The sequence below is a fragment of the Stieleria sedimenti genome (assembly GCF_025060895.1).
Classification (GTDB): Bacteria; Planctomycetota; Planctomycetia; order Pirellulales; family Pirellulaceae; genus Stieleria; species Stieleria sedimenti.
Map to the genome: position 1 here is coordinate 36,994 of NZ_JANZKV010000304.1, position 22,233 is coordinate 59,226.

General features: G+C 60.6%; 4 protein-coding genes. 1 reads left to right on the top strand and 3 read right to left on the bottom strand.

The features are described 5' to 3' along the window. Positions 1-228: 228 nt before the first annotated feature. Positions 229-17,925, bottom strand: coding sequence for a tandem-95 repeat protein (locus NZK35_RS31265; protein ID WP_259636465.1), 17,697 nt, complete (start codon positions 17,923-17,925; stop codon positions 229-231). Between the two features lie 823 nt (positions 17,926-18,748). On the opposite strand from NZK35_RS31265, the gene NZK35_RS31270 reads away from it, so the two are divergent. Beyond that, complete coding sequence (locus NZK35_RS31270; protein ID WP_259636466.1) at positions 18,749-20,299, top strand: hypothetical protein; 1,551 nt, start codon at positions 18,749-18,751, stop codon at positions 20,297-20,299. Positions 20,300-20,570: 271 nt separating this feature from the next. Here NZK35_RS31270 and NZK35_RS31275 read toward each other — a convergent pair whose 3' ends face one another. Both NZK35_RS31275 and NZK35_RS31280 read right to left on the bottom strand, forming a co-directional pair. After that, a complete protein-coding gene (locus tag NZK35_RS31275) occupies positions 20,571-21,425 on the bottom strand; it encodes a hypothetical protein (RefSeq protein ID WP_259636467.1) in 855 nt (284 codons plus the stop codon). 73 nt (positions 21,426-21,498) lie between these two features. Then, on the bottom strand, positions 21,499-21,981 hold the full coding sequence (locus NZK35_RS31280; protein WP_259636468.1) for a hypothetical protein: 483 nt from the start codon (positions 21,979-21,981) through the stop codon (positions 21,499-21,501). Between the last annotated feature and the right edge of the window lie 252 nt (positions 21,982-22,233).

Here is a 22,233-nt window from a genome sequence, read left to right on the forward strand (position 1 = left end):
GTGTAGGGGCCTGGCGCGGCCGAAAGGGACGCGCCGGTGGCGGATCGAATTGCTTTGTTGTCGCATCGGGGAATGCAAGCGAGCCGTCACGAGCGAGGCCTTAGGGTGCAAACGTTTAGTATAATAAGGGTTTGTTGACCGACAAACGGCCGGGGAGTGTGTCGGCGAAAACCACCTTGGCGGTTTCCGCCGGCGACCGGGGGGCCGGCCGCACGGCATTCATGATTGTCAAAGTTCGAACGAGTCATCCAGCTCCGCCAACAAGTCGGCCATCGCGTGATCGATCGTTTCGTCGCTGGGCGTTTCGGCCAAGCTTTCGATCAGAATCGCCCCTGCTTGCTGTGACGAAACCGGTTCGATGTTGATGCCGGCGGTCAGCAGGGCATCGGTCGAATCGGCGACGGTCAGCGTTTCTTGCTCTCGCTCGATCGACCGCTGAATATTGGTCGTCGGCAGGAAGTCTGAACTCGCCGCTGCAAAGGAAACGGTGCTGGATGTCGAAAGTTCTCGGCCAATCTGTTCGCCTTCGCCTTGTCCCGCGTTTTGCCGCTGCGCGAGCGTGTTGATCACGAGCAAGGCATCGAAGGGGTTGACGAAACCGTTTCCGTCGACGTCGTAGAAGTCCGGCGGGCCGGCGCCGATTTCGGCGACCGGGAGTTGACCGGAAGGCGGATCCCGTCGTGCCAGGAAGTTGATCACCCGCAGTGCATCGATCGGCGAGATGTTGCCATCAGCCGTCACGTCGGATTCCATTCCCTGGATCGGGTTCTGGTAACGCGACTGCGACAGAGTCAGCGTCACGGTGCGGAATTCGCTGAACCGCGGCGATCCGCTCGCCGGGGCATCGACGACACGGTAGGTGAACGAGTCGACCGAGCCGATGTCGCCGGCGTTGCTGGTGTAGGTGAACGTTCCGTCGGCGTTGAGGTTCAGCGTTCCCAGCGCCGGAGGTGTGACCGTGGCGAGGTCGACCGAAATCGGATCGCCATCGGCGTCGCTGTCGTTTCGCAGCAAGCCATTTGCCGGATTGAGCACGCGAAGGATCGATCCGATCGCGACGTTGTAGCTGTCGGCGACGGCGACCGGCGCGTCCGCGACCGGATTAATGGTGAGGGTAAAGCTATCGCTGACGCGGAACGATCCGTCGCTCGCTTCGATTTCGATGGTGACTTCACCGAATTGATCCGCCTTCGGCGTGATCACGATCTGGTCTCCGTCGAAATCGATGGAGTTGATCAACGGATGGGCGGCGATCTGAGCATCGGAGGGACGAATGATCGAACCGAGCCTCGCGACGTCGTAGTTCAATGTATCCCCATCGGGATCACTGAAGACACTCGTCAGTTCGCGACGGGTCGTTTCGTCTTCGTCTCCTTCGAGCGGATCGAGTGATCCGATGACCAGGGGCGAATCATTTTCGTTGATGATCGAAACGGTGACTTCTTGCTCGGTCGTCACGTTGCCGTCGAAGGCCTGCACGGTCAATGCGACCGAGCCGAACGCGAAGGCCGGGCGAGTCAGCGTCAACGTGCTGCCCTGCAAATTCACCTGCACGATCGATGGATTGCTGCTGGTGACCTGATAGGACAGCGTGTCGTTTTCCGGATCCGTGAACCAAGTATCCAGGTCGTACACCGTGGATTGGGCATTGGGTTTGCTTTCGGCCAACGAGATCGTTTCGACCGGTTCGTTTTGCGCGTCCTTCTGACCGTCGACGCCTTGGAAAATCGGCGCGTCGTTTTCACCGCCCACATCGAGCGAGACCAAACCGGTCGATTCGGCACCCAGGCTATCGACGATGCGATAGCTGAAGCCGTCCGGGCCGCTATACAATCCCGGCGGGGTGTAGAGCAATTGTCCGTTGGTCTGCAACCGAACGATCCCACCGCGATCCGTGGTCAGCGGGAACTGATCCTCGGGTAGACTGATCGTTTGACTTTCCGGCGGATCGACCTCGTTCTGGGGACCGGGGCGGTCGTTGTCCAGAATGCCGACAATGGAACCTCCGCCGTTGATCGCGATCACCAGGTTCTGATCTTCCTCGGCGTTGAAGAAATCGTTGCCGGCGATCGGCGGGTCGTTGACCGCGTTGATCGTGATCGACACGGTGCCCGGCTTGTCCGCGGCTTGAGCGATCAAGTTACCGCCGGGGACATCCGCGACGACAAAATTGAACACATCCGGGATGTCGCCGTTGTAATCGGTCGGCGGTGTGTAGCGGACGCTGCGTCCGTCGGGCAGGATTTCCAAGATTCCCCCGAGCGACGAGATCGAATCGCCCAAGTTCTGGCTGGAGACCGATTGGAAAATCAGCAGTTGGTTCAGCTCGTTGTCCGGTCCGGCCGCGTAGAACGGATCGATCAAGTCTTCGGCGCGGAAGATCGTGATTTGGTCTTCGTCAATCGTCGCCGTGGTGATCACATCGGTTTCGGTCGCGAAGGGTTTGTCATTGACCGGCAACACGTCGATCGTGACGGTGATCGCCGTATCGTTGACCAGTTGCTGCTCCGGATTCGACTTGATGTCCGTCACCCGAGCGAAGAACGAGATGCTCCCGTTGAAGTTCTCTTCGGGTCGGAAGGTGAACGTTCCGTTGGGGTTCAGGTCCAGCTCTCCGGCGAAGGTTCCGTCTTCGGTGAACAGGTCGCGGACCGTGGCGTCTTCGGGCAAGATCGACACGGGGTCACCGTCACGATCAAACACGCCGACCAACAGCCCGTCATCCGAGGGCACCGCCCCGGTCAGGTTGCCGTCGATGTCCAGGGCTTGCAGAACCTGGCCTTCATCGACGGAGAAACGTCGCGTGGTGGTATTGGCATTGAGCTGCGGCGGCTCACCGTTGAGCAACAGCACCTGATAGTCTTCCACTTCGCCGCTGAGTGACAATCCGACCGGCGAGAGGTTTCCGGTTCGCGAGAACCGGAATCGCGCGGTGGTGTAGGTCGGGAACAGCGGTGCGGGGGCCGAATCGGGAACATACGTGTCGAAGGTGAACGAACGCGTCCCATCACCGGTCAGAGCGAGTGAGGTTCGCGACCGCGCGGTGTCCGGATCGGCACCGGGATCGAAGAAGGCAATCGCTTCGCTTTCGCTCCAGTCGCCGTCGCCGTCGTAGTCGATCCAGCCTTGCAGGATGCCGCTGCCGGTGACCGTGAAGGTGATCGGCGTGACGACGTTGGAGTTGAACACTCCGCTGGGGTTTTGGTAACTGGAGAACGAAACGCCGTCTTCGTCATCACCGCTGATCACGATGCTGGTCGAAACGAATTCGATCGCCGCCGGTTCCACGGGACTTTCTTCGATCGCGTCGGCGATGGCCTGCAGGATCGAATCGACCGAAGTCGGATCGGCCGGTTGGATCGCGTAGTGGTCCTCGTCGAAGCGTCCGTTCAGGTCAAACTCCAGCGTCGCGGTCCGGACACCGGTGTTGATCGTGATCGTATCGCCGTCGCGGGTGGTCGGGTCCACGGTCGCGATGTTGACATTCACCGCCGTCGAACCGTTGACCGTGGTCACCGAGAACAGGGTGCCGGTGGTCGAAACACCCGTCAACGCGTCATCTCCATCGGCTCCCACCGACGATTGGCCGTCAAGGTCGGCGTCGATGGTCGTTCCCAGGTACAACCCATCGGTCACCACGTGGCGAGCCCCATCGTTGACCAATCGGGTCGGGTAGCGTCCGGGAATGTTGAGGACGGGGTCGGGTGCATCACCGAAATCCAGTCCGACCGTGGGCATCAAGATCGTGAACTGTGTCGTGTTGTCCGGCCGGTTCGCTTCCAACGCGTTGCCTTGGATGTCGCGAATCGCTGGCAGGAAGTAGTTCGTCAGCGGTCCGTCGATCAGCACGCCGTTTTCGACGAACAAGGTCGCACCGCCGCGGTCCTGTGCGGCCAGGGTCGTGACCACGCCGTCGGGTCCTCGGTTGACCGAGTTGATCGCCGAAAGAATCGCTTGCTTGATGTCGAACGGGCTATCGGCCGGCGAGATGCTGATCGGGATCGCACCACCGGGGACGCCGGTCAAAATCAGCGACGGAGCGGCGGTCACGTCGACGACGGTGCCGGGCAGGTCGCGGAGGGCGACGCGGGGAGCCGGCGGGCTGACCGTGTTGTCGAATTCCAGCGCGGCACTCAGGTTCAATCCACGCGGATTGTTCGTGATCGCGGCGGCCAGGCTCTGCGAAACCGCGAGCTGGGTCGAACCGGGTTCAAACGGTACCGGCACGTTGCTGCCGGTCACGCCGCCGCCGTTGTTGACCGATTCGAATTCGTAGGTCACCGACAGGGTACCCTGGGTGACGGTGACCCGCTCGCCATCGCTGACGATCCCACGCCGGCTGGTCAGTGACGTGTTGGTCACGTCCACGCGGGAAGTGGGAATCAACCCCAACGAGATCGTGCCACCGCCCTGGTTGGTGGCCGTCAATCCGACGGTGGATCCGTTGATCGCATTGACGACCGAGGTGGCAACGGTGTCTTGATCATCAAACCGCGAGAACAGGATTCGAACCGCGTTCGGATTGTTCAAGATGTTGTTGGAATCGAATTCGAAATTGATCGGCGTGCCGGCGTTGTCCAGGATCGTGAAGCTGTCACCATCAGTGGGCGCGGTGAACGGAACCGAGATCAACAGCGGTCCAAAGATCTGCAGCGTTGAAGGCCCGGTCACGTCCGGTGATCCGATGACTTCCAGGCTGGTGCCGGAGACCGACAACAGCAACCCGGGCTGTCCCCCGATCTTGAGGATGCCGCCATTGATCGGATTGACGTCGTTGGCCGACAAGCCCGGAATCGAACGGGCCTGGATCTCGCCGGCCGCGATCGCGGCCAACTCGTTGCCGGTGGTCAAGCGGTCAATATTGATCGGGATGTGGTTCTGGTCGGAAACACCATCGTTGATGATGTTGCCGTTTGCATCTCGCTCGTCGGTGCGGTTGACCTCAAAGGTGACCGTCGCACTGCCGTCGTTGGGCGTGAAGGTGATCAAATCGCCGTCGGCCGGTGTTCGACTGACTCCGACCGGACGCAACTGACCTGACGGAACGGTGGCCGAACCGCTGGCGGGCAAGTCCAGATACACGGTGGTTCCGATGATCGTCGGGGTCAATTCCAAGGCCGAGCTCAGAATTGCATTCTGAATGGCATTGGCGACCGCGTTGGCACCGAGCGGCACCGTCGGCGGACCCGGCAGCGGGTCGATACTGATGCCGATGAAACCCGGTGCCGGCGTCGGACGGGTGGCGTCGACAAACTGGAATCCCTGCACAAACGTGCCGTTACTGATCTCAAACGTTTCACCTGCTTGCACGCCGCCGACATCGGCTCCCGCCGAGGGGACTTGCAATCCGAGCGTCCGCGGTGCGGTCACCAATCCGCTGGTCGCAACATCGACCCGCGTGTTCGGTTCCGAACCGATGATGACCCGTGGACCGTCCACCCGCACATCGACATTCAGGTTCGCTGATTGGGTCGCAATCGCCGCGGCGATGTTTGTGGCGATGGTGTTCCGGAACACATCCAGTTCAGCCGAATCGGAGGGAGTCGGCGTGGTCGGCAGCGTGACCGGAATGCTGCTCGGCAACGACGTGCCGTCCAGGTCGAATTCGAAGACGACGACCGGGTTCACACCGTCGTTGATGGTGAAGACACCGCCGTCGATCAGTCCGCCCTGATTGGTCCCCTCGATCGGCACCTCGACCGTCAAGGCCTCGGGCATCTGGATCACGAATCCGGATTCGAACTCGAACACCACCTTGCCGCCGTTGCTGTCGGTGATTTCGATTTGGTCCCCATCATTGATCTGGTCGGCAGTCGGGGCAATTAGAACCGTGCGGTCCCGATTGTTCATCTCGATCCGGTACGCCCGATCGTCGTTCCAGATCCCCGCCAACGGCGTCAACGTGATGGTCTTCTTCGTTTCGTCATAGTTGAACGTGTAGTCGATGCCTTCGGTCAACAGACGATCGTCTTCGAACAGCGTGACGTTCGCACCGCGGTCACGGATGCCCGGGATTTCGGCGACGACAATCGTGCTGTTGTCGATACCCGAACCGGCGAACGGGTCGGAGGAATCGCCGGAGTCACGGAGTTGGATTCGGAATTGTTCATAGACGCCGCCATCGAGGTTGATGAAGCTGACGTTGGGGTCGGTGTCGATGCCTTCGGCGTCGTTGTCGCGAGGTGCTTCGGCGATCGCAATCGGTCCGACCAGGTCGGCCAATTCGACCGAACCGCGATCACCAAAGATCGACGAGCCTTGACCGGTGTTGGGATACAGCGGGTTGTCGGCTCGTTTGACCCCGGTGACGTCGCGTCGGGGTGCCAGCACGTTGCTGATCGGCAACCCGATCGATTCACGCAGACTGGACAACGCACTTCGTTCACGCAGCGAATCGACGTTGCTGTCGATGACCGAGGAGAACGGTGCGGGCAGGAAGTTGTCGCCGCCCGGATTGACCAGGGTCACCGCGTCGTCGACGTTGGTCAGGTTGAAATCGTCCGTTCCGCCGTTGACGTTGCTGGGCCCTTTGTTGGCATCGGTGGTGTGCCCGACGATGACCAACGGTGCATCGGTAAAGACGGGGGCTTCCGGTTCGTCGTGTTGGAACACGCTGCCGACGACCACGACTTCCATCGGTTTGACCTGTTGGTCGCCCCCGACGGTGCTAAATCCGGGGCTGTGTGTTTCTTCCACGACCACGCTTTCGTGCAAGTTGAGCAGCACGTTGTTCAAGATCGCGGGACTGGCACCGGCGGTCACCATGATCCCGGTTTCGTTGATCACCTGATCGATGTCGAATCCGGGTGCCGGATCGAGTCGCAGACCGGCGGCGAGCGCCTCGGGGCTGAGTTCGATCTTGGCGGCGTTTTCGACGAACACAAAATTTTCCGTGGTTCCGCTGCCGGCCGTCGTTCGGCGGTCGTGACCGTAACCGATCGTGTCTTGATTCAAGACGATCGTGCTGTGGAAGTCGTGATCGACGGTATTGCCGATGCCGTCGCGGTGGGTCATCAGCACGCCGTTTTCGAGCCCGCGTCGGGTCGTGTTGACGATGCCTTGGTTGTCGCTCTCGTAACCGCCCAATGCGGTCGCACGAACACGTGCGATCGGTCCCGGGACTGCCGTGTGGTCATTGTTGGGCAACGGGTGCGCATTGAGCCCGTAATTGACTCGTGCGTTGCCCACCCGTGGTTCGATCGCGTCGCTGATCGCCCGCATGATGTCCGGCAAAAAGTCTTCGGCCTGGTTCGCATCGCCGACCTGGATCGCAACGTTGCCTGGTTGCGCAGCGGCGCCCAGCGGAACAAACTCAAAGGTCCGTGCATTGGTGACCCCACCGACGATGAAGTTCGCCGGCAGGTCGGCAACCTGAGTGATCACAAACGTGGTCCCGATCACATCCGAACCGACCATCCCGGTCGCACGACCGGTGTCGGCACTGATCACGTGCGTCCGCGGTGCGTACGTTTCCAGGTTGATCGTGTAGTCGCCCAGATCCGCCGTGGCACCGGTGCGACCGGAGATGGCGTTGGGATCGAAGTTCAGATTGCTGTCGGCGCTGACCGCGACGTAGTAAACACCCTTCTTGGGTGCGAAGAAGTCGACGAAGGGGTCGCGTGAATTGACGACATCTTGAACCAGTCCGCCGGCCAAACCGGTCGAGGCGGGATCCAGGTGGTCCGGCGCGGTCGCGGTCAGGCTGATCACCGACGCGTTGCCGCCTCCGCCATCAAACGATTGACGTTCACCCAACTCATTGAAAATCTGGATGGCCGTGTTGGCACCGCCGGCGACGGTGTCGATGTCGACAACGAGACGATCGCCGAGGCCCAGGTTGACGCGGTAGAAGTCGACGTCGCCGCCAGGTCCCAGCGGCCCGACGTTGTCGCCCAGCGTCGCGGTGCTGGTGTAGACATTGCGATGGCTCGGTCCGACCTTGGTGTCGATCGCATCAGCCATGACGTCGTTGGATTCGTCATTGGCCTGCGGGAACTGACTCTCCAATCCGTCGGATCCGTAAATCGTGTTGTTGACGATTCGGGCAAAGGGTTGAACCGATTCGGCGACCGGTGCCTGCGTGGTTGTGAACGCGTTTTGGCTTCCCCGGAAGTAAACCTCGCTCGCCCCCTGCAGGTAAACCGCCGCGCTGTCGAAGCTCATCGGCGTTTGCTGCAAGAACTCGAACGCCCGGTTGCGACGGTACGGAGACGGTCCGATCGTCGGCGTGACCAACTCGACCAATCCGTTGGTCACCAGGATGCTGCCCTGGATCGATTGCATGATTGATGTGGCCAACTCGATCGACGAATAAGAAACCCGATCGATCGCGTTGGTGCGGTTGTAACCCGAGGCGGTGTCTTCGCGATAATAGATCGGCACGTGGCCGTCGCGGACACCGTTACCGCCTTGGGTTCCCGAACCGGTCGGTCCGCCGATGCCATCGATTTCCTCGAATTCAAACGTCACTCGGGTGCCGCCGGCATCGATGGTCAGCAAGGCGCCTTCGAGAATCGTTCGGTTGCCCGCTCCGGCGATGTTCGGGTCCAACGCGGCCAATTCGATCATGTCGAAGACGTCCAACACGAACGGTGCGGATTCGCCATCGACTTTGACACCGGAGTAACCCGCCTGATCGATGGTATTGTTGGACACCACGATCCCCGGCGCCAAACCGCCGAGCACCGAATCATTCAAGATCGGCAGATTGCGTACGTAACCCGGATAGGCATTTCCAACCGGCGGGTATTGCAGGAACGGATGGTTGCCGTCGATCAACGGCAGGAAGGTCGGGGTCCCGAAGGAGAAATCGTTATCGCGGACGTCTTCCGGATCGATGTCGCGGACGCCCGGTTCGGCCCAAACGCCGATCGCACGGACATCGCTGATCTTGTTCGAATCAATGATCACTTGACCCTGGGTCCGGACATAGTTCGAGTCGCCGAACCCGTTATGCAGGATCGCGGGCAACAGCAGATGGCCGTCCGTATCTCGTGCCAATGACGTGCCCGACGGAGGGGCATCGGCGACCGAGTCGATCGCCACGAAACTGCCGCGGGCGCTGCCGGCCAGCGACAGACGACCATCGGTCAGCGTCTCGTTGTCTTGCCCGGCGGCCGAGGAAGCCTCGATGTCGATCCCGGTTTGCTGGGTGATCGCGGTGCGGATCGCCTGGGCGACTTGTGCCGGTGAATCGCCTACCCCGTACAACACCGGCGTGTTGCCGAATTGGACGCTGCCCGGCGTGGTGGTGAATTCAAACGTCTGGATCGACGCGCCATCACCGAGGACAAACGTGTCGCCGTCGGAAATCTGGCTGCCGTCCGGAGCGACGATGGTGAACGATTGATTGTGACGGTCATTGGTGTCGAAATCCTCGACCAGTCCCACGGTACCGAATCCGATCGAAGCCGCATACGGAGTGGCCGGGCGTGTTTCGAGTTGATACTCGCCCGCACCACCGTTTCCGAAACCGGTGAATTCATCGGTGCCGCCCGGCGTGTTGAAGATCGTTTCACCGCGTTCGGCGAATCCAATAATAAAGTCATCCAAGAACAAGCCATCGTTCACGAGACTTTGACCCGAGACCGGTGTGTAGGTCACCTCGACGCGGATGCCCGTGTCGCCGGCAAAATCACCGATGTCTTCGCGGAATTGAAACCAGGTGTCGTCGGCCTGCAAGTTGACGTTGCTGGCGATCACTCGACCGCCCGGGTTTTCGTTACTGAAAATCCGGATCTGGACGTCGTCGGAGTTGAGCGTCCCATCAATAAACGGATCGAAGCGATAATTGAAGTAGAACGTCGGCAGGTCAAAGTCGACGTAGCCGCTCAAATCGAAGGGCTGACTGGTGATCGTCGCCGGGGCGGTGTTGTTGAGTCGGTCGTAACGCAGCGTTTGGTTGCCGAACAGCCCTTGCGGCAACAGGTGGTCTTCCACCGAAACGTGCAAGCGGTAGTCGAGCGGGCCGAACAACGGATCGGTGTTAGCGGTCACAATCGCGCCGGTGTTGGCATCGACCGAAACACCCACCTGGGATTGAGCGATCGCAACGACGTACGTCCCGGCCAACAGATTGGGTGTTCCGAACGCGGCGCTATCGAAGAACGGGTCGAGCACACTGTTACTGCCGCTTCGTCCGTCCAGGGTCGACGACAGGGTGTTGGAAAAGACCTGGATGTACCGCCCGGTCACCGGATCCTGGCGGAACAGATACATCGTCGTGTCCACACTGGTCGGATCGGGGACGAAGACGATGTTTTCAGAATCCGGGTCCAGATCGTTGACAAAGCTGTGTCCGTCATCGATGTCCAGGATCACGCGTGCGTTGTCGGTGTCCACCGTGAACTGGTACAGATCCGAACGATCGCCGCCGAGTGAACCGTTGATCGAAACGTGCGGGATCGAGGTGGACGTGTTGTCGGAACTGTTGAAGACGAAGTCACCGCCAATCTCGATGTTGTCATCGAGCGACCAGTTGAGCGCGTCGAGGTCGGCCGCACCAAATCCTCCGAACGCAAATCCGGGTGCGTCACCGCCGGCGACGAAGAACTCGCTGAAGACCTGGCTGAAGTTTTGCGCCGGCCCGCTGGTGCCGTCAAAGTGCCCGGGTTTGCCGTGGCCGAACATCCCGTCGCCGGCCAGTTCGAACTCGCTGGCGCCGATGTCCACGTTGGTGAAAAAGTCCGGAACGACCGGTCCGCCCGCGGTGCTGGGGCTTTCGCCGGCATCAAAACGTTGTTCCACGATCCGCCGCACCGAGTTGATCGGCTCGCGACGAACAAACTGGGACGACGTCAGCGCGACCGGCTCGACGCCGGCGCCGGTGACGGCGATGTAGTAGGTCCCTTCGGGCAACGTGACCGGACCGATCAACGGGTCGCCGGTCGAGATCGAACCGCGTGAGAGTTTTTCCGAACCGTCGTTTTCACCGTTCGGGCTGGTCAGGTCGTCCAGCACGTTGCTGTTGGTGCCGAACAGGACCAACCGCGGCTCGACGGCTTCGCTGAATTCTCCATCGGGATCGTAAAAGACGCTGATGTTGGTGTCGGGCCGGTTGAATCCGGCGGCGTAGTCGATGTCAAAGATCATCGATCGAATCGCGGCGTCGATGTCGTCGTTGAGCAGGTCGATCTGGTAGAAGTCGACGTCTGCCGAAGACGATAATTCACCGGCAACGCTGATCACGTTGTTGCGGTTCTGGACGATATTGCCGAGATACTGAGCGCGTTGCGAGGGAACTTCGGTACTGTTGGTCGTCGTGTCGATCAACACCGGCGGGCTGATTTGACCGTTGTCGGCGTTGAAGGGGTCTGCCACCTCGTTCTCGCTCGCTTCACCGAGCAGCGGGGAGGTTCCCATCAGACCTTGGACGTGAACGCCGTGGTTGGCGTAACGGATGTCGGAGTAGCGCACCACGCTTCCCGGGAATTCCTGGTCTTCGCTCAATCGCACCTGGAATCGATAGCCACCGCGGGTCAGTCCGCCCGAGGCATCATCGGGATTGATCGAGGCACTTCGCACGCGGAAGAAATACGTGCTCCGCGAGTTCGGGTTGGTCGGATTGCCGGTGAGGGTGAAGTGGATCCCGGCATCACGCGGGTTGGTGGTGTCGAAATCTTCGTAGACCCCGCCGACGCCGAAGTTACTGAACTGTGGATCACGGGCCTGAAGCGAGGTCGTGACACCCTCAAGACGCGGATCGAAGACTTCGACGTTGGAACCGTTGGCGATTTCATCGCCGCTGTCGTTGCTGCGGGCCAGCACGTTTCCGTTGGCATCGAGCAGTTCGATCACCGAGTCGAGCGTGAAGCTGGTCTTGTCGATGTCGACCCAGATCTCCGTGCCCGGGCTGCCGGTGAAACTGTAGGTGTCGACGTCGTCGGGATTGCTGAGGAACCCTTCGACTTCGAAACCCAGTCGCAGCACTTCGTCACTGGCGGTCAGCGAGGTGGCCAGTTCACCGAGCACCTGGGCGTTTTGAACGCTGCCGTTCAATCCGGGGGCGACTTCGGTGGCCAGTTCCAATTCCGGAATCACATCGACGTTGCGGTCGTTGCTCCACTGGTCCAGCAAGATGCTCCGCCAATCGTTGGCTTCGGGGCGTGAATTCGATTTGTCGCCGTTGTTGTCGGTGAACTGGGTGCCTTCGGGGGTCAATCCGGCACCGACCGTGTCGTCGCGAAAACTGGTCAAGACGACGGGGGAATCCGGCAGACCGAGGATCGAAATCGAGCCGCCGATTCGATCGATCGCGTCGTTGGGCGTTCCCGAAGCGGTCAACCCCGTCCCGATCGTCGCGCTGTTGGGCGTGCCTTGACCGCTACTCAGTTCGGTCAGCAGCGGGTTGTCCTGGTCGCCGAGTTTGACGACCAGACTTTCGTCGGGCCGGCTGCGAAGTTTCAGCCCGCCGCCGGAGTGAATGTTGTCAACGATGATCGAATCAAAGACGAGGTGAACGATGTCGGTATCGTCCCAAACGCTTTCGGTGGCCAAGGTGCCGCCACGGATTTCCATTCCGGTGATTTGGTCCAGTCCGGGCAGATCGTTGTCGTCGTAACGGTTGAACCGAACCATCGGCCCGAAGTTGTCGTCCAGCTCGCTGATGCGGTTGATCGCCCCGGTCTCGCGTCCGGTATCGATCACCCGATCGCCGGTCAGCGAATCCACATCGATATCGATGATCGACCCGTCGTTGTCGATGAAGGTATTGCCGACGATCACCGGCTGGCTGCCACGGATGAAAATCGTCGAGGGGGCGACCGCGAGTCGACCGAAACGGCCCAGCGGTCCGGCACCGTCTTGGCCACTGTCGTTGAACTCGAATCGGCTGTTGGTGATCCGTCCGTCCGCTTGTTGCAATTGCAGCGGGACGAAGCCGATCGTCTCACCGCCTTCGATCAAGCTGATGCCACCGGCGTAAGAGATCACGCCGTTGTCGATGCTGATCGAGGAGGTCGGTCCGGCGTAAATCCCCGCCCAGTCGCCGTGGCTGGGAGCTTGGAAAACGGGCGAGCCGTCATCGTTGTTGGTGTCGAAGGTACCGCCGGCGCCGAATCGGTCGTCGCGAATACTGGTCATCACAATCGGATTGCTGCCGTCACCCTCGGCCAGCATCACGGCGCCGGGTTGCAGTTCGATCCGTGCACCACTGAGTTTCATCACGATGCCCGGATCCATCACCAACGAACCGTCCAGACGGCCACGCGTTCCGGTTCGGTTCAAATCCAAGGTGACCAGACCCGGCGTGCCGGAATCGAGTGCCAAGTCATCGATGAATGACGCCGAGCTGGCGCCCAGATCCGCGACCAGGCGGAATTCTGGATTGGCCGACGCTTCGGCGCGGTACAGGCGTCGCGACACATAATCGTTGCCGCGACTGATCAACGGCAACGCCGTCAATTCCACGCTGCTGTCGTCGTCGCTGACGGTAAAACTGAATTGATCGGCGCTGGCCAGCGATTCGAATCCGTCATCGTCGACGAACGTCATCTTGTACAGGTAGGTGCCTGCCGCCAGCGACCCGCCCGGCAGCTCACGGGCCGAGACGAGCGACAGTGACGGTGCAAACCCGTCGGTGATCGATCCACCGGGCTTGCTGGCGATGACCAGATTTTCCGGCAATACGTGCACCACGTCGATGTCATCGAATCGTCCCGAAACGGTCATCTCGCGGGGTGTTTGCGTCGCGGTCGTCGGGACCCTGACGAACAAACCGTTGACCGTGTTTTCCACCAACAGGTTGTCGTAGATCTCCGGCCCGATCCGATCGTAATCGGCGGTGAACTCACCGGCCTGTTGGAACCGCGGTGCCTGATAAGACGTTTCTTCGAAACTGTCCGGCGATGCACTGATGGCCGAATCGGCGCTGAAGGTGATCTCGTTGAACGTGATCGTCGGCCGCAGGTTGATCACCAGAATCGGGTTGACCAACTGTTGCACCGAATCGATCAACACGTTGCTGCTGCCGCCATACCGGATCTCGGCGTGATTGACGCGTTGCAGGAAGATCCCTTCGTCTTCCAGATCGCGGCGGCCTTCGAACTGGTCCAAATCGCGACGGAAAATCAATCCGCCCCAGTCACCGGCCTTCGACGTCGGGCTGTCCCCGGCGGCAGCGGCATCGGCCATCCGATCTCGGATGCTGGTGAAGATCACGCTGCCGTCATCGTAACCTTCCAGCCCCGCATCGACATCGCTGATCAGCGTCGTCGAAACCGGATCGCCTTCCAAACTCAATCCGACCAACCGCGGTGCACCGAGCACCTGCAGTGCGCCGCCGCTGCGGTCGACCTGTAAGGTGCTGCTGCCGACGTTGATGTACGAACCGCGGAGTTTCAAGATTGCCCCGGCGTCGATCATCGTCGTGACACCGCGGGGGACGTCCATCGTACGGCCGTCCTCGAGCGATCGGCCGCCGACATCGGTCAGACCGATCTTGTAGCTGAAGTTATCGACTTCGGTTTCCACCAGACCGTCCAGACCGCCGTTGCCGACGATGCGAACGATGTCGCCTTCGATTGCCGAACCAAACGCGTTGGCGACGTCCGGATTGGCGATGTTATTGAACGGATTTTCCAAGCTGCCGTCGGCGTTCGGTCCGGCGGTCTTGTCGACGAAGATGTTGCGGCCGATCGCGACTGCAGCGCGGAATCCGTTGGACAACGCGATCCGACGCTCGCCGGTGAATTCCAATCCGGTGCCGACACGCACGACCGAAACGCCCGTCTCGTTCTGGCGGAAATTGATCGCCGAGGCCAGCGCCGAGGCTAAGTTGCCGCCGGGCGTCGGGAAGCCGCCGGTGCCGTCGCTGTAGAAGACCGGGACATTGCCGGGAATCGGTTGACCGCCGCTGGGGACAAATTGATAGGTCCGAACGATACCGGTACCGGACACGATCGTGATCGTTTGACCGGGGACCACCGCGTCGCCGTCATCGGTAAAGTTGAGGATCCGGTTCTCGGGCCGCGTTTGGAACCAGAAGTTGTTCGCGCCGCCGGGCTTCCCATCGCCGTCACCGTCCAAGGGCGTGCCGGGAACTCCGACGCGGCTGCTGTCTTTGTCGCGGATCACGTCCACTTCGTCGACTAACGGCTCGAATTTCAAGTGCAGTTCGTACGCGCCCTGGGTGCGGCCGCCATAACCGCTGCCGGGGATCGTCGGATCGTATTGATCGTTCCCGCTGGCGGAGACACCGACGTAGTAAACGCCTTCGTCGAGCGACGCGATGATGCGAGAATCTTCGCTAAAGTAGTCGTCGTTCTGCGCGAGTTTGGTCAGACCACCACCCTGCAGCCGGACGGGCAGGGGAGCCGCGGCGCCGATGCTGATATCCGAGGCCGGGTCACCCAGCGTGACCGACGCCCGCAGGATCGAGCTGGCGAAGGGGTCATTGTTGATCGCATCGACGACCTGTTGAGCCGTCACGGTGCTGATGAAGACGCCTTTGCGTGGCAGGTCCAGCAGCACGGCGTTGGCGATCGGATTGCCCGAGCTGTCAAAGACACGATTGACGCGGATTTCGTCGTCACCGAAATTGCGGTCCGATCGAATGAACCGCACCTCGGTTCCGTTGCCCGATCGCCCGGTGATCAAGGCTTCAAACGTGACGCCGAGCGAGGAGCCGAAGCCGAGATCCGAAACCGCCGCTGCCCGCGTTTCTTCGAACAAGGACAGCGTGGTGTCCAGCAGGCTGCTGTCGGGCAAACGCTCGGCAAAGGATTCGGCCGTCAGCGTTCCCACCTTGTCTTCGTCGCCCAACTTGACTTCGAATCGGTACAGATCGATGTCGACGCTGTCGGGGCGGTGCAGGTATTGACCGTGCTGGACGTCATAGTTGCTGGGGAACACCGGTTCCAAATCGACCGCGGCAAGCGGCGTGTCGATGTTCTGGTTCAGGAACAGGAAATCGAGCGCCATCGTGGTTTGGGGTGGCAGCTCCGACGCCTGCTCGAGGCCGAGCAGGAAGCCGACGCCCGCGGTCGCTTTGCGGGTGAAATCCTCGCCGAAGTCCAGATTCAAGTTCGCTTGATTGCTGAACACGATCGCCGACTCACCGAACGTCGGATCGATCCGCAGCGACGCATTGAGAACCGAAGGGATGGCGCCGAATCGCACCAGCGTGGTGTTGGGGCGGGCTTGCAGATTGCCGGTATCACCGACGGCAAACGTGATGCCTTCGTCCAGTGTTTCGCGGAACTGCACGCCGAGCTCGGCCGCCCACAGGTTCAACACTTCACGAATGCGTGTCTTTTGCCGCGCGTTGATCTGGTTCAAGAAGTCCGTCGAACCCTGGCTGTCAAAAATCCCTTGAAAGTTGTAAGCGATCTCGGTGATGCCATCGAGCGTGTCGGGGCCGAAGTTCGAATTGATATGACCGCGCAGTCCGTCGACGCCGAACTCAAGGTCGCGGTGTCCGGGATCGTCATTTCCGCCGGCCAGTTCGATCAGGAACGGTTGCGGGTCGATCGATTCGGCAACCACCACGCTGGTGATCGAGTTGTCCTGCCCAAAAATACCAACATCCAGGGAAGTCGACAGCGTGTCGCCGACAGCGGTCATCTTCAGCGCGGGCGCACCGATGACACTCCGCGGCAATTCCAGTCCGCCGCCGTCGTTCACATCGCCGTTTCGTTCCGAACGAACCGCCAGCACGGCGGCAACCGAAGGCGTGGCCGCAACGGCGGCTTTGAGTTCGTCGACCGTCGGCAGCGGATCCACGGCGGGATCGGCAAGCCCGAAATTGAAAACGACGTTGTTGTTGGCGTCCAAAGAAACCGACAAACCGCCCGACCCGGTGCTTACGAATCGGACTTCGCGCCCGCTGGCCGCTTCACCGATCTGGTTGAGGATAAACTCGACCCGCAGCCCTTCGTGCTGGAAATCGGTCACCGCGGTGGGTTGCACGGACAACTGACGTGGCGGCAGAATCAAATCGACGCGATCGTCGACGGCGGTGCCGATTCGCAACCGCCACGTTCCGCCTTCGTGCAATTCACCGGCGGCAATCGCCGGCAAGGTGTTGATGTCGTCACTGAAGAACAAACGCGCCGTGTGGGTCGCTTCGTCATAGACCACTTCGTCCGGGAAGAACAGCTCGTCATCGGTCGTTCGAACCGTCTCTTGCGTGAACAGCAGCTGATAGAAACGCGGGTTCTCTGCCGACCGCATCGTCGGATTGCCGTTGTCTTCGTCTTCGACAAACAGCGGATCCTCGTTGAAGTAGACGACGATCTCATTGCGGTTTTGCCGGAGCTGGCCATTGGCATCGCGGATCACCGGCTGGGGAACCACCGACTCGACCAGTGCACCGAGGCTGAGCTTGAAATCGATCCGTTCGCTGCGTAGCGCGGGATTGCTGGGAACGAACAACTCGCCCGCGGTGTTGCGGAGCCCGGTGATTCCCAGACCGATGTCATCGAATCCGTAGACTTCGATGCGGTAGTCGTCATCGGGCAACGATTCGGCAAACCGGACGACCACTTCGTTCTGGTTGGGGTCGCCGAGCGTGACCAGGCCGCGTTCGATCGCCACGTCGTCGGCCGTTCCCAATCGTCCGTCCTCTCCGGCGCGACTGATCTGGATGCCATCAAACGTTGTCGAGTCCAGGACCTGATCTTCATCAAAACCGAACGTCAGCACGCGCGGCGACGAATCACGCACGGTCCCGTCGGTGATCAGGGCGCCTTCATTGGGCTGAATCCCGATCAGCTGCGGACCAGCCAACAACTGTCGTGGCTCGAGCGATTCGAGCAACCGACGTCGCCGCAACTCACGCGGCTTGGACGAGCGTCGTTTCTTGGTTCGCCCTGAAACAGCGGATGCGGCAGAACGTGACTCAATGATGTTCGACTCGATGACGTCCTGGGGAGCAATGTTGGACGTTGAGTTCTTTCGCTCACGCGAAGTCATAGACCAGACCTTCATGGGGGCTTCGCTGCATACGTTTAGCTTTCGCTATCCGCGGCAAACCGGCCGGTGGGGTGGACAATCGTGTTGTGGGTCGGGCGATCTCGATTTCAACAAACCGCCCAATAAAACAAGGCAAAATGACAAGCCGTCCCTCAACCTGGAGGACGGTCGAGAAACGAGTGCCGAGTATAGTTCGACCGAAAAAACCCGCAAATAAATGCGTGCTCCGACGGTCAATGCAGTCACTTTTCGGTGGTCGACCCTGCCGATCGTGACGATCTGAACGCCGAAATGAGACAACCAGTACCGGCCCATCCGGGTGGCTGAGGTGCGAAAAACCCCGGGGAATTGGCTTTCCCGGCACATTCCAACGTCGACGTTGGACGACGAATCGCTGTCAAAGTTCCTTAGATTCATGCAGCTCGGGGCGAGTGACTGTTTTGGCCCACCTGATTGGGGCGTTTAGGCGTGAGGGTTTCACGCCAATCGACATTTATTCAGCTCCAATCGTTGCACCGTCCGATCGGTTGGCACGCGGCGACGCCCTGTCATCGCCGCAGAATCCGACTCAGGCCGCCCGGTCGGACGGATTTCGAAAGCTGAACCGATTGCAGCAACCGTGCCGCCGCTCCCCGCTCGCCGGCAGATGCGGGCTTCGCTGGCCGGCAGATGCGGGCTTCGCTGGCCGGCAGATGCGGGCTTCGCTGGCAGCGGCGGGCTTGGAACCCGTGAGCATTTTGTCGCTTTCGATGCTTGACCCCGCGGGTGGGACTCCCTTAGCCTAGACAGCGAGTCTTTTTCGCCCGACCGCCCATTTGAGTGAATTCTCGAGGCCGACATGAGCAACGATTCGCAAAGTTCTCGTCACAGCCACTCGCCGACGACGAGCCCCATTGAGTCCCTGACCCATTCGGTACGCAAACGACTCTGGCTGGCTTCGGTCACCCAAGGCGTGACATCGGGCTTGCTGATCGGAACTGCGGCCGCACTCGTCTTTGCACTCACACGCGCTTTATTAGCACCCGCCACGCACTGGGGATGGGCGTTGGCCCTTTCTCTATTGGGCGGTCTGATCGGATTGCTGATCGGTGCCACGCGGATCCGCAGCGCCCAAGCGGCCGCGCGACTGATCGACGAACACTTTGATCTGAAAGACCGATCGATCACGACGCTGGAGTTCCTCTCCGCCGCCGGCGAAACCTCCGATTCCCATCAAACCGCCAAACGGCTTCAAATCGAAGAAGCCAACACGCACCTCCATCGCGTCGATGCGACTCAGTGCGTTTCCATCCAGCCCTGGAACCAGCCGCTCCGCTGGGCCGCAGGCTTGGCCGCGGTGATGCTGGTCGTCCTCGCGCTCACCAGCGGCGGACTCAATGAGGTCGATGCCAACCCCGTGCTCGCACTGGCGACCGAACAATCGATGGCACTTCGCGAAACGATGTTGCCCGAACTCGAAGAACTCGCCAAAGAGCACGAAGACCCCGAGATCGAGAAGTTGCTCGAGGAGTTGCGTGAGAAAGTCGACGAGATGGAATCGGAATCGATCGACGAAAACGACCTGATGGCTTCGCTTTCGGAAATGGAACAAGCGCTCGCCGAAGCGCGGGAAGCGATGCAATTGGAAATGACCGATGCCACCATGCAAGCGCTCGCCGCCGCCATCAAACCCTCCGATCAACTGCAACAAGCCGCCAAGGCGATGGAGTCGCAGGACTACGAAAAGGCCAGCGAAGAACTGGAATCGGTCGATCCTTCCAAAATCGGTGACAAGCAACGCCGCGCCGTCGCCGACAACCTGAAAAAGATGGTCGCCAAACTCAGCCAAGGAAAGAACGGCCAACTCAGCGAGTCGATCTCGCAACTCGCCGAAGGCCTGAGCAACAAGAACATGAAAGAATGCAAGGCCTGCCTGTCCAAGTTGGCCAGCGAGTGCAAAAAACAGGGCCAGTGCAAAAAGATCGGCCAGTGCATGTCTTGCCAACTCAATCGCCTCTCCGAATGCAAAAGCCAGTGCCGTGGCCAGTGCCAATCGAACATCGCTAAAAAGTCCAACAGCCCCAGCACCAAAGCCGGCATCGCCTCCAGTGGCCAGCCGCTCGGTGACAAGGCGACCAATCTCAACAGTACCCGCAACGAGGAGCAGTTGACCGGCGTTCAAGGCGAAGGTCCCAGCGAAACCGAAATCACGCAGGCACCCGAGGGCGAACAAGACGCTGTTCGCGCCTACGCCGGCAAGTACAACGACTTCCGCCGTCAGGCCGAAGCGGTGCTCGACTCCGAACCGCTGCCCATGGGCGTTCGTGAAACCGTGCGAACCTACTTCGAAGCGATTCGCCCCAACAGCGAAGAAGCCGCCGCAACGGCCGAGCCGGTCACCACGCCTTAAGCTGAGCCGATGCCTTTTGTTTTGGCACTAATCGTGTCAGCGGAACGGCACGAGCGGTCTGTCGATTTAATCGGGAACTGCTGAGTCAATCGTGAGCCGCTGGCCGTAAGGCCTCGGGTGGGCGCCGGCATGCCCGGCCGCTTACGCGTCACGCGGCTCACAAAATCAACAGGCCGCTAACAAATGCTTCACAGCGTCGCCCATCGTTCTGCCCCGTATCATTCTGCCATCTCTCTCTCCCTGACCCGCATTCGTGGCGAAATGGGTTCTGCTACGGACGCACGCGCGGCATCCCCACGCGGATTGTCCTGCTAAATTCGCTCACCTGCAGCACGCGGCCAAAGTCGACAAGCTCAGCCAGCTTGGCGGGACTGCCCGAGTCCTGAATGATCCACTCTGTCATCGCCAAACCTCTCGACTGAGTCTCGTGGTCGGGATTGCCGGCCCTCGCCAGGAACGTCTGCCGCACCTCCCCCAGATCAGTGTTCGGCGCGTGCATCACGATGACACGAATCTGGGACGCATTCGGCCCGCCGATGTTGCTTGGACGCATCGTGTTCATCCTGGATCCGGGGTCTGCGAATCCCGGAGTCGCCCAATCCGGCCGTTGCATCTTCGCCATCGTTTCTTCGTGCCGGCGAGCCATCTCCGCGTCTCGTTGCGAGTTGACCGCTCCGCCGATGATCAACAACAACAGCAGCGTGGACATTTCCAACAGATAACCGGCCGCAATCACGCGAACGATTCCGATCCGTTTCCACAAATAGATGACCAGGGCGATGACGCAGACCGCGACGACTAGCGCCCCGGCCATCGCGCCCAAACTGGACGGATCGAATCCCGAAAAGTCCAAGTTCTCATTCCGGCTACTTCGTCGCGCGATCCGCAATCCGGCTTTCGCACCGATCGCCAAGATCAACAGCAAGACTCCGCCAGCTCCGAGCCCTGCCATTTGACCGCCGACCGCTTTGGCCACGCGTTCGACAAGATGCAAGCGCGGCAGAAACATTGCTCCGGCGATCACCAGTCCCACCGGCAATTGGAAGGCGCAGACCAGCAACAGCGGAGGAAACAAGATCGATGACGCCAACGCGACAAGATTCAGGATGACGATTGCCGTCACCATCTTGTGATTCCCAATCCACGCCAACAGCTTCGTCGCAACCGTTCCGGAGTTCGCCCCAGACTTCGCCCTCGAGTCACCCCTGGACGAGCGTGCCGCAAAGCCTCCGCCGCTCGGTGTCGCCGACGGCGGCAAATCCAGTTGCCCCAGATCGAACGGGTCGGTGGTGACGGGCGTCGGGGGAAGCGACGAAACGGCCGCCGCGGCACTCGACTGCGGTACGGGCGACTGCGGTGCACTCGACTGCGGTACGGGCGACTGCGGTGCGGGCGACTGCGGTGCGGGCGGCCGGGCGGGTTTCCGAACCGGAGAGGGACCCGGTGATCGGGCGGGCAATCGCACCTGCATCTTGCACCGGGGACAGGCCGTCACCGCCGGCTTGGCGAGCAGTTTGACAGACATCTTCGTCTGGCAATGGGGGCACGAAACGATTGTTGATTCGGAAGTCGCCGCGTTCGAACCCGCCGCGTTCGCGGGTCGTGGTGTCGCGGCTGGACGTGTTCCGGCCGCCGGCCTGGTCGACGCGGGGACGACCGACCGTGCCTGGCACTTGGGGCACTGCACCTGTTTTCCAACCGCCGAGGAATCAACGGCCAAAGTTTGCGCGCACGTGCCGCAGGGAAAATTGATTCGACCAGCCACTTCCAACCCCGCAACGAGAAACAAGACGATCAACAACAAACGTTCGCAGAAGACCCGATGAAGAGTCTATCGCTTTGGACTGTCGCTCGCCCATCAAGTTCCGTCAAATCGGTGAGACGAGCGTCTCTTGCGGCCTGTTGATTTATTCGGGATCTGCTGAGTCAATGGT